The organism is Sandarakinorhabdus sp., from assembly GCF_031422795.1.
Taxonomy (GTDB): domain Bacteria; phylum Pseudomonadota; class Alphaproteobacteria; order Sphingomonadales; family Sphingomonadaceae; genus Sandarakinorhabdus.
Genome location: NZ_JANPML010000381.1, coordinates 1 through 13,711, shown reverse-complemented (window position 1 = coordinate 13,711; position 13,711 = coordinate 1). Strand labels below are relative to the sequence as shown.

General features: G+C 64.6%; 16 protein-coding genes and 1 tRNA gene. 7 read left to right on the top strand and 10 right to left on the bottom strand.

What is annotated here, in order from left to right; genetic code table 11:
* Together arfB and RMO81_RS13430 are read left to right on the top strand one after the other, a co-directional pair.
* Nucleotides 1–298, top strand: a 298-nt coding sequence (gene arfB / locus RMO81_RS13435; RefSeq protein ID WP_310476401.1) for an alternative ribosome rescue aminoacyl-tRNA hydrolase ArfB, incomplete at its 5' end; no start/stop codon positions are given.
* 83 nt (nucleotides 299–381) lie between these two features.
* Nucleotides 382–744, top strand: a complete 363-nt coding sequence (locus tag RMO81_RS13430) for a hypothetical protein (protein WP_310476400.1) — start codon at nucleotides 382–384, stop codon at nucleotides 742–744.
* Nucleotides 745–880: 136 nt separating this feature from the next.
* Here RMO81_RS13430 and mce read toward each other — a convergent pair whose 3' ends face one another.
* Complete coding sequence (mce, locus tag RMO81_RS13425) at nucleotides 881–1,327, bottom strand: methylmalonyl-CoA epimerase (protein ID WP_310476399.1); 447 nt, start codon at nucleotides 1,325–1,327, stop codon at nucleotides 881–883.
* Between the two features lie 62 nt (nucleotides 1,328–1,389).
* On the opposite strand from mce, the gene RMO81_RS13420 reads away from it, so the two are divergent.
* Nucleotides 1,390–1,761, top strand: a complete 372-nt coding sequence (locus RMO81_RS13420) for a hypothetical protein (RefSeq protein WP_310476398.1) — start codon at nucleotides 1,390–1,392, stop codon at nucleotides 1,759–1,761.
* Between the two features lie 4 nt (nucleotides 1,762–1,765).
* Here RMO81_RS13420 and RMO81_RS13415 read toward each other — a convergent pair whose 3' ends face one another.
* Genes RMO81_RS13415 through RMO81_RS13405 form a run of 3 tightly spaced genes read right to left on the bottom strand, consistent with a single transcriptional unit; the run spans nucleotide 1,766 to nucleotide 4,814 of the window.
* Nucleotides 1,766–3,316: an MDR family MFS transporter gene (locus RMO81_RS13415; protein ID WP_310476397.1), complete on the bottom strand. Its 1,551-nt coding sequence runs from the start codon at nucleotides 3,314–3,316 to the stop codon at nucleotides 1,766–1,768.
* On the bottom strand, nucleotides 3,313–4,344 hold the full coding sequence (locus RMO81_RS13410; RefSeq protein ID WP_310476396.1) for an HlyD family secretion protein: 1,032 nt from the start codon (nucleotides 4,342–4,344) through the stop codon (nucleotides 3,313–3,315). Before RMO81_RS13410 ends, RMO81_RS13415 begins: the two co-directional genes overlap by 4 nt.
* Complete coding sequence (locus tag RMO81_RS13405; protein WP_310476395.1) at nucleotides 4,341–4,814, bottom strand: MarR family transcriptional regulator; 474 nt, start codon at nucleotides 4,812–4,814, stop codon at nucleotides 4,341–4,343. The genes RMO81_RS13410 and RMO81_RS13405 overlap by 4 nt, the downstream gene beginning before the upstream one ends.
* Before the next feature lie 177 nt (nucleotides 4,815–4,991).
* Between RMO81_RS13405 and prsK the strand changes: the two genes are divergently transcribed.
* The 4 genes from prsK (at nucleotide 4,992) to RMO81_RS13385 (ending at nucleotide 9,174) form a co-directional block, all read left to right on the top strand.
* The gene (gene prsK, locus RMO81_RS13400) at nucleotides 4,992–7,115 is read left to right on the top strand and encodes an XrtA/PEP-CTERM system histidine kinase PrsK (protein ID WP_310476394.1); all 2,124 of its coding nucleotides are present in this window, start codon (nucleotides 4,992–4,994) and stop codon (nucleotides 7,113–7,115) included.
* 9 nt (nucleotides 7,116–7,124) lie between these two features.
* A complete protein-coding gene (gene prsR, locus RMO81_RS13395; protein WP_310476393.1) occupies nucleotides 7,125–8,486 on the top strand; it encodes a PEP-CTERM-box response regulator transcription factor in 1,362 nt (453 codons plus the stop codon).
* A gap of 44 nt (nucleotides 8,487–8,530) precedes the next feature.
* Nucleotides 8,531–8,607, top strand: a tRNA-Pro gene (locus tag RMO81_RS13390).
* 153 nt (nucleotides 8,608–8,760) lie between these two features.
* A complete protein-coding gene (locus tag RMO81_RS13385) occupies nucleotides 8,761–9,174 on the top strand; it encodes a holin family protein (RefSeq protein WP_310476392.1) in 414 nt (137 codons plus the stop codon).
* Between the two features lie 3 nt (nucleotides 9,175–9,177).
* Here RMO81_RS13385 and RMO81_RS13380 read toward each other — a convergent pair whose 3' ends face one another.
* The 6 genes from RMO81_RS13380 to RMO81_RS13355 form a co-directional block, all read right to left on the bottom strand.
* A complete protein-coding gene (locus RMO81_RS13380) occupies nucleotides 9,178–9,666 on the bottom strand; it encodes a gamma carbonic anhydrase family protein (RefSeq protein ID WP_310476391.1) in 489 nt (162 codons plus the stop codon).
* A gap of 23 nt (nucleotides 9,667–9,689) precedes the next feature.
* Entirely contained in the window at nucleotides 9,690–10,217 is a 528-nt protein-coding gene (locus RMO81_RS13375) for a GNAT family N-acetyltransferase (RefSeq protein ID WP_310476390.1), read from the bottom strand.
* A complete protein-coding gene (gene argC / locus RMO81_RS13370; protein ID WP_310476389.1) occupies nucleotides 10,214–11,251 on the bottom strand; it encodes an N-acetyl-gamma-glutamyl-phosphate reductase in 1,038 nt (345 codons plus the stop codon). Before argC ends, RMO81_RS13375 begins: the two co-directional genes overlap by 4 nt.
* A gap of 81 nt (nucleotides 11,252–11,332) precedes the next feature.
* Nucleotides 11,333–11,587 (bottom strand): YjhX family toxin, encoded by a 255-nt coding sequence (locus tag RMO81_RS13365; RefSeq protein ID WP_310476388.1) that lies wholly within the window; start codon nucleotides 11,585–11,587, stop codon nucleotides 11,333–11,335.
* Between the two features lie 161 nt (nucleotides 11,588–11,748).
* The gene (gene hemB, locus RMO81_RS13360) at nucleotides 11,749–12,744 is read right to left on the bottom strand and encodes a porphobilinogen synthase (protein ID WP_310476387.1); all 996 of its coding nucleotides are present in this window, start codon (nucleotides 12,742–12,744) and stop codon (nucleotides 11,749–11,751) included.
* 59 nt (nucleotides 12,745–12,803) lie between these two features.
* The gene (locus tag RMO81_RS13355) at nucleotides 12,804–13,523 is read right to left on the bottom strand and encodes a DUF3047 domain-containing protein (protein WP_310476386.1); all 720 of its coding nucleotides are present in this window, start codon (nucleotides 13,521–13,523) and stop codon (nucleotides 12,804–12,806) included.
* Nucleotides 13,524–13,711 lie beyond the last annotated feature (188 nt).

Genomic DNA, 13,711 nt, shown 5'->3' with positions numbered 1-13,711 from the left:
CGTGGTGGCCTCGCCCAGCCTGCCCGACGAGGTGAAGGAACGGCTGCTCAAGCTGGCCGGACGGCGCGCCACCGGCGACGGCGTCATCATCATCAGCGCCAACCGCTTCCGCGATCAGGTGCAGAACCGTTCCGATGCCCGTACCCGGCTGGCCGAACTGGTCGCGCAGGCCTGCATCCGCCCGATAAAGCGCCGGGCGACGCGGCCCACGCTGGGTTCCAAGCAGCGCCGGCTGGACGCCAAGACCACCCGGTCTGGCGTCAAGGCAGGCCGTGGCAAGGTTCGGACGGATGAGTGAGTTAGGGTATCAATACGGACTCGAAATTTCGCCCAAGGCACATTATCTCTGATGCAGACCGGATTCCCCGAAAGGATGCGACCATGACCGATACGCCTGAAATCCTGCCCGCCGTGACTGATAGCGTAACCGACGCTGTCGAAACCGCTGCCAGCAAGCTGGAAAAGCTGAAGGTCGATCTGAAGGATCAGGCCGACAAGGCGATCGGCAAGGCCAAGGACGCCGCCAACGCCGCCTATGACAAGGCTGCGGCCAAGGCCAGGGAACTGGCCGACGCCGCGCCGGAGAAGGCCCGCGAAGTCAAGGAACGCGCCCAGAAGGTTGCCGAAGAAGGCACCGCCAAGGTGCGAACCACCGTGCAGGAACAGCCGCTCGCCGCGCTGGGCGCCGGCATTGCGCTGGGCTTTGTCGTCGGCTGGCTGCTGAGCGGCCGCAAGAAGGATTGAGCGAGCGGGCGAGCCGATAGCAGCGCTATCGGCCGACTCCGCGAGCGGCGGCCAGCGGGTGCAGGCGGCGGCCGCAGCCGCCAACTGCAGCCCGTCTGACGTGAGGCCGGAGCTTTGCTTCGGCCTTTCGCTTTTCTCAGTGATGCCCTTCGCCGGGCTCCTGCATCAGTTCCACCAGCACACCCGCGGTGTCACGCGGATGCACGAAGATCACCGGTACGCCGTGCGCGCCCATGCGCGGTTCGCCGGTGCCCAGCACGGTGGCGCCGCGCGCCCGCATGGCGTCACGGGCGGCGATGATGTCCTTCACTTCGAAACACACATGATGCTGGCCGCCACTGGGATTCTTCTTCAGGAAACCGTGGATGGGGCTGTCCTCGCCCAGCGGCTCGATCAGCTCCAGCTGGCTGTTGGCGACATCGATGAAGGCGACGCGCACGCCCTGCGCCGGCAGATCAAACGCGGCGCGCGACACCGTGGCGCCGAACAGCCGGCCATACATGGCCACGGCGGCATCGATCGACACGCAGGCGATGCCGACATGGTTCAATCGGCCAAGCAGTAGCGGGGGCAAATCGGTCATATACGGTCCTCCAATGTGCCGCTTTCCCTTGCATGGGTCGCGAAAGCCGGCAAGCTGACGCAATGATCTATATCGTTATCAACGCCATCCCCATTGCGCTGGCCACGCTGCTGGGACTGTTGATCGGCCAGTTCGTCGACCGGCCCAAGGGATTGGTCGGCTGGCTGGTGGCGCTGCTGGCGACCGCCTGGCTGTGTGCCATCCTCGCCGGCGCGCTGATCCTGGCGCCGCCGCGCGCGCCGCCGTGGGTGATGACCATTGCGACGGCCTGGGTGATCTGGGTCGGTTTCGTGGTGCCGGCGCTGGCCGCCTCGCTGTTGATGGCTGGGCAACGCTGGGGCCGCATCGGCCGCGCCTGCCTGTGGTGGCTGGTGGTGATGATGGTGCAGGTGGTGGTGATGAAACTGGTCGGGCTGACCGCCCCGCCGGTGTGAGCTTTTAATCGGGCAGGTGCACGATTTCGGCTTTTGGTGGCGGTCGGCGCAGCAACAACAACAAGGGCAGCATCGCCAGCGACATGAACGCCATGGCGCGGAACACGTCGATATAGGCGATCATCAGCGCCTGCCGGTTGACCGCGCCATCGATCATGGCCACCACGCCGCCGGCGCCGGCCGCCGCCAGCGCCGCCGGATCGGCCCACGGCAGGTTGAACTGGGTGATGCCGCCGCCCAGTTCGGCGTGCGAGGTCTGCGTCTGGCGTTCCAGCAGGGCGACGGCCAGGCTGATGCCGATCGAGCCGCCGATGTTGCGCAGCAGCATGTAGATCGCCGACGCATCGGCGCGCAGCCGCATCGGCAGGCTGGCAAAGGCCAGCGTGTTGAGCGGCACGAAGATCAGGCCCAGGCCAACGCCCTGGAAAAAGCCGGTGAAGATGAAGGGGGAGGCACCCTGTTCCGGGGAAAACAGGCTCATCCCCCACAGGGCCGCGCCGGTGATGCCAAAGCCGGCAGCCAGCATCAGCCGCGGATCGACACCGCGCCCGACCAGTTGCCCGGCGGCCATCATCGCCATCATCATGCCAATGCCGCGCGGCATCATCAGTGCGCCGGCCGAAACCACCGGATAGCCATACAGCGTCTGCACCATGGTGGGCAGCAGCGCCGTGGTGGCAACCAGCAGAAAACCGACCAGCGTGATGAACAACATGCCGGTGAGGGCGTTGCGATCGGTGAGCAGTTCGCGATCAACGATGGCGCCCGGCGTGGCCAGCGCGTGCACGCCAAAGGCCCACAGGCCGGCAATGGCAAGGCCGAATTCCAGCCGCACTTCCCAGCTGTCCAGCCAATCCAGCTGCTGGCCGCGATCCAGCCCCAGTTGCAGCGCTGCCATGCCCAGCGCCAGCAGGGCAAAGCCGATCATATCAAAACGTCGCTGTTCCAGCCGTGGTTCCGGCAGGGCGGCAGCGGCCCAGGTGAAGCAGATGATGCCAAACGGCAGGTTGATCAGGAACACCCAGCGCCAATCGAAACTGTCGGTCAGCCAGCCGCCAATGACAGGCCCCAGGATCGGCCCGACCATCACGCCCACACCCCACCAGGCCATCGCCGGCCCGTGTTTTTCCGGTGGCCACACATCGAGCAGATAGGCCTGACCCAGCGGCGCAATGAAGGCACCCGCCGCGCCCTGCAACATGCGGAACAGTACCATCTGTTCCAGGCTGGTGGCCAGCCCGCACAGCACCGACGCACCGGTGAATGCCGCCACGCTCCACAGGAACAAAGTGCGCCGGCCGATGCGCGCCGACAGCCAGCCGGTGAGCGGTGTCGCGATGGCCGTGGCGACGATATAGCTGGTCAGCACCCAGGTGATGCTGTCGGCGGCGGCATTCAGGCTGGGCTGCATGTGCGGCAGCGCCACGTTGGCAATGGTGGAATCAAGGATGGTCATGAAGCTGCCGAGCATCACCACCAGGGTGACGGTGACGGGCGAGGCCCCGGCTGCCTTGGTTGGCCCGGCCGCGCCTGCCGCCGGAGCGGCGCTGCTCACTTGGTGATCACCTTCACTTCAGCCGACAGACCAGCGATAAGCGGCACTGGCGGTTTGCCATCCAGCTTGATGCGCACCGGCACGCGCTGCACCACCTTCACCCAGTTGCCGGTGGCGTTCTGCGCCGGCAGCACCGAAAATTCGGCTCCAGTGCCGACGCCGATGGAATCAACCCGGCCGCGCAGCACATGATCTGGAAAAGCATCCAACTGCACTTCGGCGCGCTGGCCAACGGCCATGTCCCGCAGCTCGGTTTCCTTGAAATTGGCTTCGATATAGGCGCTGTCGGTCACCATCACGCTGAAGGCGGCAACGCCCTGCACCATGACCTGGCCGGGCAGCACCCGGCTGGTTTGCGTGGCGATGCCGTTTGCCGGCGAAATCAGCTTGGTGCGCGCCAGTTCAAATGCCGCCTTGTCGCGCACGGCAGCCGCGGTCAGCACCAGCGGGTGCTGATCAACATCGTGCAGGCCATCAGCGGCAGTGCGGGCAGCGGCATCGTCAGACAGCGCGCGGCCCAGTTCGGCACGGGCGTTGGCCACCGCATATTCGGCCTGCTGCACCCGGGCCCGGGTGGCAAAACCACGCGCGATCAGCGTTTGCTGGCGCTCCATTTCGGTCAGTGCATAGCCCAGCGCTTCGCGTTTGGCCGCAACATCGGCTGCGCTGCCGCCGGTATCGTTGCGCAGGCCGCGCACCTGCCGTCGGGCATCGGCCAGCCTCGCTTCGGCCTGGGCCAGCGCAATGCGGAACGGCGTATCAACCAGCTCGATCACCAACTGCCCGCGCTTGACGGGCTGGTTTTCGGCCACGAACACCCGCCGCACCCGGCTGCTGATGTCACTGGAAATCGCCAATTTGTCGACCCGCACATAGGCATTGTCGGTCGTCACCTGGCCCAGGCCGGAAAGCCAGAGCCACAGGCCGGCCGCCAGCAGCAGCAGCGGCACAGACAGCATCAGGGCACGGCTGCGCCAGCGTGAGGCGGCTGCCGCAGCGGCGACCGGCGGATCGATGCGCTGGTTCATGCCGCCGCCACTTCGCGCAAGCCCAGATTGCCGCGCAGCCGTTGCAGCAGGCCCTGCATCTGGGCTTGTTCTGCCGCGCTGAGCCCAGCCAGCATTTCGGCGCGCACATCCATCGCCACCGCCTGCAGTTCGGCCAGGATCGGGTGCGCGCGCGGCGTCAGGAACAGCCGCCAGGCACGGCGATCAGCCGGATCAGCCCGGCGCTCGACCAACCCGGCCTCTGCCAACCGATCAACCATGCGCCCCACAGTGATGGTTTCCACATCCAGCCGTTCAGCCAGTCCGACCTGGTTGATGCCTTCGCTGCGGGCCAGTGCAATCAGCACCTGCCACTGTGCCCGCGACACCCCGATCGATCGGGCCCGGGCATCGAATCGGCGGCGTAACAGGCGGGTCACGTCGGAAACCAGCACACCGATGGTGTCGGGATCAGCGAAGGGGGCGGTCTTGGGTTCGGCAGCTTCAATCATCACCCTTACAAAATAGCATACATGCTTATTACAAGATAGATGATCACAAGTGTCACAGCCATCTGAAGTGGCTGACAGGGTGGCGCTTTGGCGCGCATGGCGATAGGTTGCCATTAGGTGGGGGCAGGGACAGGCCGAGGTGACAACAACAGAGTCCAGTTCGCACAGGGCGCCATCATGATCGCGCTCACCGAAGTCGGCTTGCTCAGCCACTTGCTGGCGCTGATCGCCTATGTCGGTTTGTTTGTCGCCGCGCTCACCAAACAGCGCCGCGGCGTCAATCTCTGGCTGGCCGGCGCGGCGCTGATGACTTCATTGTGGGCGGCCAGCTTTGTGGCCAGCATCCTGATCGATTCCAGCCTGCAGCCCTGGATTTCGCGGCTGCAAACCCTGAAAACCGGGGCCTGGATCGGTCTGCTGCTTTATCTGCTGCGACCAACCTGGCTTGGCGGCGAGGGTGAAGGCCGCTCGTCCTTCTGGGTGGGCGGCACGCTTGGCTTTGTGCTGGCCTTGCAGATCGGCATCGATGCCGCCGGCGTCGGGCAGAGCGCGCTGATGGGTGAAGGCGATGTCACCGCCAGTCTGTTCCTAGTGATCCGCATTGCGGTGTCGGTCACCGGTCTGGTGCTCAGCCACAATCTCTATATCGCAACGCGCGGTGGCCAGCTTTCCGGCATCCGCCTGCTCGCCATCGGCCTGGCGGGCCTGTTCCTCTATGATCTGAATTTCTACACGCTGGCCTTCCTGCTGCCGCCGGCATCGGTTGATCTTTATAATATTCGCGGTGCAGTGAATGCGCTGCTGGTGCTGTTGTTCCTGTTTGCCACGCGTGATGCCTGGGTGCGCGGCGCGCGGGTGTCGCGCAATGTTGCCTTCCAGACCGTGGCCTTTTCCGGCGTTGGTTTCTATCTGATCGCCATGTCGCTGCTGGCCTACGCGCTCAAGCTGGTGGGCGGCAATTGGGGCACGCTGCTGCAGGTCAGCTTCCTGTTTGCCACCATCATGCTGGCTGCGGTGATCCTGGTATCGGATCGGTTCCGGGCCTGGCTTCGGGTGGCGATCGCGCGCAATTTCTATCGCTATCGCTATGATTATCGCAGTGAATGGCTGCGTTTCATCGCCACCGTTTCAGCGCCCGGCGATGCGCAAGGCTTGCCCGAACGCGTGGTCCAGGCCGTGGCCAGCGTGCTGGAAGCGCGCGGTGGCTGGCTGCTGGTGCCCGACGATGATCGCCTCAGCCCCGGTGCCACCTGGCAGATGGCCGATCGCCCGCCCGAAGCCCTGGCCACCGACAGCCCCTTGGTGGATTGGCTGCGGCAGGATCGGCTGCTCGATCTTGATATGGTGCGCGACGGCGAACTGCCCGATGCCCCCGATCTGCCGCCCTGGCTGGCGACGGATCGGCGGTATTGGCTGGTGCTGCCGGCCTTCAACCGTGATGCGCTGGCCGGCGTGCTGCTAATCGGCCGCAGCCTGGTGCCGCGCCGGCTGGGCTGGGAAGACGAGGAACTGCTGAAAACCCTCGGCCGGCAGGTGGGCAGCTATGTCGCTGAAAGCCGCGGCCAGTCCGCCCTTGATGAAGCGCGCCGGTTCGAGGAATTCAACCGCCGCTTTGCCTTCATTCTGCACGATATCAAAAATCTGGTCAGCCAGCTCAGCCTGCTGGCCCGCAATGCCGAACGCCATGCCGATAATCCGGAATTCCGCGCCGACATGGTGGCAACCCTGAAGGAATCGGTGGGCAAGATGAACGCGCTGCTGTCGTGGCTCTCGCAGCGCGCCACCGGTCTGCCGGCCACCGATGCGCCGGTGCCCGTGGCCAGCCTGCTCGGCCATCTGGTGAAATCACGGGTGGGCGCCTGGCCAGCCTTGACCTTGCACCTTGGCTCCAATGCTGATCGTGCAATGGTCTCTGGCGATGCGGCTCGGTTGGAACAGATGTTCGCGCATCTGTTGCAAAACGCCATCGATGCCTCCCCGGCCGGCGCTCCGATCCGCTTCGATGTGGCGGTGGCGGGGGCCGAACTTGTGGTCACCCTTGCCGATCGCGGCGAGGGCATGTCGGCCCGGTTCATACGGCAGGAACTGTTCCAGCCGTTCACATCGACAAAGGCCGGTGGATTCGGCATCGGTGCCTATGAAGCCCGGGAGATTGCCCGCGCCCACGGCGGCCGGCTTGACGTGGCCAGCCGCGAAGGCGAAGGCACAAGCTTCACCATCACCCTGCCGCTTGTTGGAAACGGCGCGGTCGGGGGCGCAGCCGGGAAGCCCGCGCTGCTGGTGGAAGGGGAACAGGCGTGAGTGCAAACCGTGAGTGACAGGCCAAAACTGCTGGTGGTGGAAGATGATGCCGGCCTGCAGCGCCAGTTGAAGTGGAGTTATGAGAACCACGAGGTGATCCTGGCCGGTGACCGCGAAGCTGCGCTGGAAGCGCTGCGCACGCACCAGCCGGCGGTGGTCACGCTGGATCTGGGCCTGCCGCCCGATCCCGATGGCGTATCGGAAGGCTTTGCCACGCTGGAAGCCATCCTGGCCACGCGCCCCAATACCAAGGTGATTGTCGCTTCCGGCCACGGTGCGCGCGAAAGTGCGCGGCGCGCCATCGCCATGGGGGCCTTTGATTTCTATCACAAGCCGGTCGACATCGATGAACTCGGCCTGATCGTGCGCCGTGCCTATCATGTGGCCGAACTGGAAGCGGAAAACCGCCGTCTGGCCGAAGCCGGCAACAGTGGTGACAAGGTGCTCGGCGGCATCGTCACGGCTTCGGCCGAGATGATCAAGGTGGCCCGCATGGTCGAACGGGTCGCCACGGCCAATGTGTCGGTGATGCTGCTGGGCGCGTCGGGCACTGGCAAGGAACTGCTGGCCAAGGGGCTGCACAATGCCTCGACCCGCGCCGAGGCCGGCTTTGTGGCCATCAACTGTGCGGCGATTCCGGAAAACCTGCTCGAATCCGAATTGTTCGGCTATGAAAAAGGCGCCTTCACCGGCGCCGTGAAAACCCAGCCCGGCAAGATCGAGATGGCCGAAGGCGGCACCTTGTTCCTCGATGAAGTGGGCGATATCCCGCTGCCGCTGCAGGTGAAATTGCTGCGCTTCCTGCAGGAACGGGTGATCGAACGGGTCGGCGGCCGCAAATCCATCCCGGTGGATGTGCGGATCGTGTGCGCCACCCACCAGGATCTGGACGCGATGATCGCCGCGGGCCGGTTCCGCGAGGATCTGTTCTACCGCCTGGCCGAAATCGTCGTCCGCATCCCCAGTCTCAAGGAACGCCCCGGCGATGCCGTGCTGCTGGCGCAATATTTCCTCACCCGCTTTGCGCGCGAAAATGGCAGGGATTTCAAGGGCCTTACCCCCGATGCCATTGCCGCCATTTCGGATTGGCCGTGGCCGGGCAATGTGCGCGAACTGGAAAACCGCATGAAGCGCGCGGTCATCATGGCCGAGGGCAGCCGGCTCACGGCGGCCGATCTCGATCTGGTCAACAGCGGCGACGAAGCGGCCCTCACGCTCAAGGTGGCGCGCGAGAATGCCGATCGTCAGGCCATCCGCCGGGCCATGCTGCGGGCTGATGGCAATGTCAGCACGGCCGCCAAGTTTCTGGGGGTGAGCCGGCCGACGTTGTATGATCTGCTCAAGCAATACGGGCTGGAAAACGCCGCCTGAGGGGTTGCATCGCCGGGAAATTGCCCCTAAGCCCGCGCTCGGCTCGGAGCGTAGCGCAGCCTGGTAGCGCATCAGACTGGGGGTCTGGAGGTCGCAGGTTCGAATCCTGTCGCTCCGACCATTTTTCTCAGACATTCAGTCATTCCATCACCTCTCCCCCTGGGGGGAGAGGTCGAGAAACGCGCGGCACGCGCGGCCCGGGCGAGGGGCTCTGTCCTACACGAACCAATATGGTTAAAATCGGCCTTCCCCCTTAAACGGAAAGGTCCGCCCCATGTCCATTCTCAACGCCCTGATTGCTCCGGTTGCCGGCTTGCTCGACAAGATCATTCCCGATCCCAAGGCCCGCGATGCCGCCAAGATCGAGCTGATGAAGCTGCAGAACAGCCAGGAGCTGGAGCTGCTCTCTACCCAGCTTTCCGCCATCGTGGCCGAATCCGCCAGCAATGATCCCTGGACCAGCCGGGCGCGGCCCAGTTTCCTGTATGTCATGTATGCCCTGCTGATGTGGTCGATCCCGATGGGGCTCATCGCGGCCGTGCAGCCGCAGATGGCCCATGATATCGCCGCCGGCATGACCCGTTATCTGAACGGCCTGCCCGAACCGCTCTATGCGCTGTTTGGCACCGGCTATCTTGGCTACACCGCCGCCCGCCAGTGGGGCAAGGTAAAGGGCGTTGATAAATAAGCCTTATTCGGCGGCGCGATAGGCTTGCGCCAGGCGTGCGTAGCCTGCGGATCCGGCCCTGTTGCGGGCGATGTCCTGAGCGCTGAGCGCCCGCAGGAATTTTGCTGGCCGGCCGGCCCAGAGCTCACCGCGCTTCACCACTTTGCCCGGGGTGAGCAGTGCGCCGGCGGCCAGCATCGCATCACCTTCCACCATTGCGCCATCCAGCACCACGGCGCCCATGCCGATGAACGCATGATCATCCAGCCGGCAGCCGTGAATGATGCAGCCATGGCCGATCAGCACGTCATCGCCGATATGGGTATCAAAACGCCCGCCGGTGACGTGCACGATTGTGCCATCCTGAATGTTGGTCCGTTCGCCTATGCTGATGCGTCCCACATCGCCGCGCAGCACGCAGTTGAACCAGATCGAACTGCCGGCGCCGATGGACACCTTGCCGATCACGTGGGCACCGGGCGCGATGAACACGTCATCGACAATCTGCGGCATGTCAGAACCAAATGGGTGAATGCTCACCGGCTGATCTCGGTTGCGATATGCGGCCTCAGCGGGCTGTCGGCGGCCAGCAAAGGATGGTCGAAATCCAGATCGGGCCTTCGCTGCATTCCAATGCGCTGCATTACCGCCTGGCTGCGCGTGTTGGCCGGAACCGTCATCGCGACGATGCGGGCAAATCCCCGGGACCATCCCCAATCAAGGCTGGCCCGCGCCGCTTCACTGGCAAAGCCCTGGCCCCAGGCGTTGCGCGCCAATCGCCAGCCGATTTCGGGAAAGCCTGAAAGGCCAGCGATGCCCAGCGGCGCCATCTTCAACCCGCAAAAGCCAATGAAGGCACCGGTGTCGCGCCGTTCCACCGCCCAGAATGTGTGGCCTAGCACGGCCTGGATGGCGATCAGCCGATCCACAATCGCATCGCTGCCAGCGCGGTCAACCGGTGGGCCCAGATGCTGCATCACCTCGGCATCGGCTCCCATGGCGGCAAACACTGCGCGATCATGGTCGCGCCAGGGCCTGAGGATCAGGCGCGGCGTTTCGATCACGGGAAGAGGGGCGCCTGTTGCAAGCCCATGGTTTCGGGCAGACCAAACATCAGGTTGAAATTCTGGATGGCCTGGCCGGATGAGCCCTTCACCAGATTGTCGATGGCGGCGATGACAATGGCGCGGCCCGGCACGCGATCGGCAAACACGTTCAGCACCACATGGTTCGATCCGCGCACCATGCGGGTGGCAGGTGCCACGCCGGCGGGCAGCAGATGCACGAAGGGTTCGTCGGTGTAGGCATCGGCCAGCACTTCGCGCAGATAGTCCGGGCCGTGCGGCGTTTCCACGATACAGGTGACCAGTTCGCCGCGATTCATCGGAATCAGGTGCGGCGTGAAGCTGATCGTCACCGGCCGGCCAGCGCGCAGCGACAATTCCTGCTCCATTTCCGGCATGTGGCGGTGATGACCGATGCCATAGGGGTGAACGGCTTCCGCCACCTCACCAAACAGGTGGGTTTCCTTCAGGCTGCGGCCCGCGCCTGACACGCCGGACAGGGCGTTCACCGTGATATTGTCAGCGCCAATCGCATGCGCCGCCATCAATGGCAGCAGCGCCAGCAGCACGGCGGTGGGGTAACAGCCGGGGCAGGCGGCAATGCGCGCCGCCGGCAGGGCATCACGGGCAAATTCGGTGAGGCCATATACTGCTTCCGGCAGCAGCCCCGGCGCCGGGTGCGCGCCGCCATACCAATCCGCATAGACTCCCGCATCCTTCAGCCGGAAATCCGCCGACAGATCGATTATGCGTGGCCCAGTAATAGTGGACAACAGCTCCGCTGACGCCGCGTGCGGCAGGCAGCCGAACACCGCATCGATCTGGCCAAAATCAATCTCGTCAGCCTTCACCAGCCGCGGCAGGTTCGGATACATCGCGAAATGCGGCCAGATCTGCGCCATTGTCTGCCCGGCCTTGGCATTGGCGGCGAGCGCGGCAATCTCGATCATCGGATGGGTCAGCGCCAGGCGCACCAGATCGGCCCCGGTATAGCCCGAAGCCCCCAATACCGCGATGCGAAGCCGTTCCGTCATGCGCGCCGGTTACGCCGAGCCGCGCAATGGTGCAAGTGAGGTTGCTGGCCCCTGCCCATGCAGGGCAGGAGCCGGCATGCGTCACCGATTGTCGAGCTGGCTTCTGACCAGCGCCAGCCCCCGCCGCGAAATCCGGTAGGGCGCACCGCTGCGCGATTCTACGTAACCGCGGCGTTTCAGCCGGGCGAACAGGGAAAGGCTCATCCCGGTCAGGCAGGCGCCCTCGCGGGTGAAGCATTTGACGTCGATGATATGGCCGTCTTCACGGCTGTGGTGAATGCTGCCGCCCTGGGCAAGCAAGTGCAATATGCGCTGTTCAGCGCGCGAGATATCCATGGTGTCTGGCTCTTCTGCAAAATGTGCAGGACGCCGCGCCGAACCCGGCGGGCGATGACGAACCAACAGCTGCGGTGCAGCTGTCGGTCAGCAGCCAGAAACAATCTCGCGCATATCCACTCCAAAAGTGACCTGAACAATAACAGGCCTTCAGGCCGGCGTCACGCCCCCAGCAGCCGCGCTGCTAACGGCGCGTGGTAGGTGAGCACGCCGTTGCAGCCCGCGCGGCGGAAGCTCATCAGCGCTTCCAGCACGCCCTTGTTGCGATCAAGCACGCCGGCAGCGATCGCGGCTTCCAGCATCGCGTATTCGCCGCTCACCTGATAGGCGAACAATGGCACATCAAAGGCGTCGCGGATGGCGCGGATGATGTCGAGATAGGGCATGCCCGGTTTCACCATCACCGAATCCGCGCCTTCTACAATGTCCAGCGCCACTTCGCGCAGCGCCTCGCGGGCGTTGGCCGGGTCCATCTGATAGGTCTTCTTGTCGCCCTTCAGCACGCCGCCGCTGCCCACCGCATCGCGATACGGGCCATAGAAGGCCGAGGCATATTTGGCCGAATAGGCCATGATCTGGGTGTTGTGGAACCCGTCGGCCTCCAGGCCGGCGCGGATAGCGGCGACGCGGCCATCCATCATGTCGGATGGGGCGATGATATCGCAGCCGGCGCGAGCCTGGTTCAGCGACTGGCCAACCAGCATTTCCAACGTGGCATCGTTCAATATTTCGCCGGCATCGGACAGCAAACCATCGTGGCCGTGGCTGGTGTAGAGATCGAGCGCCACATCGGTGAGCACACCGATTTCCGGCGCGGCATCCTTGATGGCGCGGATGGCGCGGCAGATCAAATTGTCGGGATTGAGCGCTTCCTTGGCATCCTCGCTGCGCCGCTCGGGCAGGGTGTGCGGGAACAGCGCGACGGCCGGAATGCCGAGCGACGCGGCTTCCTTCGCCGCCTTGGCCAGCCGGTCCACCGACAGGCGCGACACGCCCGGCATGGTGCCCACCGGCACCGCCTGATCATGGCCTTCGGTCGGGAACAGCGGCCAGATCAGATTGGCCGGCGACAACGTGGTTTCGCGATGCAGATCGCGGCTCCAGGCGGTCATGCGGGTGCGGCGCAGGCGCAGCGCGGGGTAAGCGGCGTGAGTCATGATGGTGGATTACGCCGTCGCAGCGGCGCTGTCACGCGTCTGCACCAGATGCCCTGGCTTCAGAAAACTGCCAGTTTCTTGGCCGTCGTGCCGGGCACCAGCACGATGTCGCCAAAATGGGCCGTCGCCTCGCCTTGCTGGATGATGGTGTTGGCGATGAACCACACCTGCACGATGCGGCCGGGCGCTTCCGGGCCGACATGTTTGGCGTAATCGGCGGCGATATTGCGGCTTTCTGCCAGCCATTTGCCCACATCAGCGCCGCCGGAGCGGACGACAACATGATATTCACGCCCCGTCCAGCCGGGCAGCGGGCAATTGAAGCCGAAATCCTTTTCCAGGCCGGAACTCCACATATAGGTGAGATCCTTGCCGTTCTCGAACTTCACCGCGATGCTGAAATAATCATGGTTGGCAGCCGCGGTTTCAGGCAGTTTCGACGGGATCTGATCGATCTTCCAGCGCCATTGCAGCCGCGTCGCCGCCGTCAGCGGCACATCGACATCGCGGGTGAGGATGCCGGCGTTCTTTTGGGTGTGGACGTGCATCTGGGTTTTGGGGCCGCCCTCGCCCTTCTGGCGCTGCACGATGCGATAGATGTCGGCCGGGCCCAGCACCGCAAGTTCAGGCAGATAGGCCCAGCCTTCCGGCGGCGTGGCGAGGCCGGGTTTGGCGGCCGGGGTGACGTTCGGCACAGCATCTTGTGCGGACAAACTGGTCGCGGCAAAGGCCATCAGGCCGGCCAGCAGCGGCAAGGCAAAGCGCATTGGTACTGTCATTTAATGTCCCCCCGGATCATGCTGAACGAACGCCAACGCACCACGCCGCTCCGTTGGATGCAGAGGCAGCCTGAGCTTATGCCTTTACCCCGAAATGGCAATATCCATCGATTGTTCCCCATGCGCATGGCGGCGGCGTGCAACAGGACAGGCGCTCCGCCCGTTCAGTCCGAACACGTCCGGCGCTG

Excerpts from the sequence above, each read along its gene's own strand:
- RMO81_RS13430 (WP_310476400.1), top strand. The coding sequence starts at position 382 with ATGACCGATACGCCTGAAATCCTGCCCGCCGTGACTGATAGCGTAACC.
- mce (WP_310476399.1), bottom strand. The coding sequence starts at position 1,327 with ATGACCGATTTGCCCCCGCTACTGCTTGGCCGATTGAACCATGTCGGC.
- RMO81_RS13420 (WP_310476398.1), top strand. The coding sequence starts at position 1,390 with ATGATCTATATCGTTATCAACGCCATCCCCATTGCGCTGGCCACGCTG.
- RMO81_RS13410 (WP_310476396.1), bottom strand. The coding sequence starts at position 4,344 with ATGAACCAGCGCATCGATCCGCCGGTCGCCGCTGCGGCAGCCGCCTCA.
- RMO81_RS13405 (WP_310476395.1), bottom strand. The coding sequence starts at position 4,814 with ATGATTGAAGCTGCCGAACCCAAGACCGCCCCCTTCGCTGATCCCGAC.
- prsK (WP_310476394.1), top strand. The coding sequence starts at position 4,992 with ATGATCGCGCTCACCGAAGTCGGCTTGCTCAGCCACTTGCTGGCGCTG.
- RMO81_RS13385 (WP_310476392.1), top strand. The coding sequence starts at position 8,761 with ATGTCCATTCTCAACGCCCTGATTGCTCCGGTTGCCGGCTTGCTCGAC.
- RMO81_RS13380 (WP_310476391.1), bottom strand. The coding sequence starts at position 9,666 with ATGCCGCAGATTGTCGATGACGTGTTCATCGCGCCCGGTGCCCACGTG.
- argC (WP_310476389.1), bottom strand. The coding sequence starts at position 11,251 with ATGACGGAACGGCTTCGCATCGCGGTATTGGGGGCTTCGGGCTATACC.
- RMO81_RS13365 (WP_310476388.1), bottom strand. The coding sequence starts at position 11,587 with ATGGATATCTCGCGCGCTGAACAGCGCATATTGCACTTGCTTGCCCAG.
- hemB (WP_310476387.1), bottom strand. The coding sequence starts at position 12,744 with ATGACTCACGCCGCTTACCCCGCGCTGCGCCTGCGCCGCACCCGCATG.
- RMO81_RS13355 (WP_310476386.1), bottom strand. The coding sequence starts at position 13,523 with ATGACAGTACCAATGCGCTTTGCCTTGCCGCTGCTGGCCGGCCTGATG.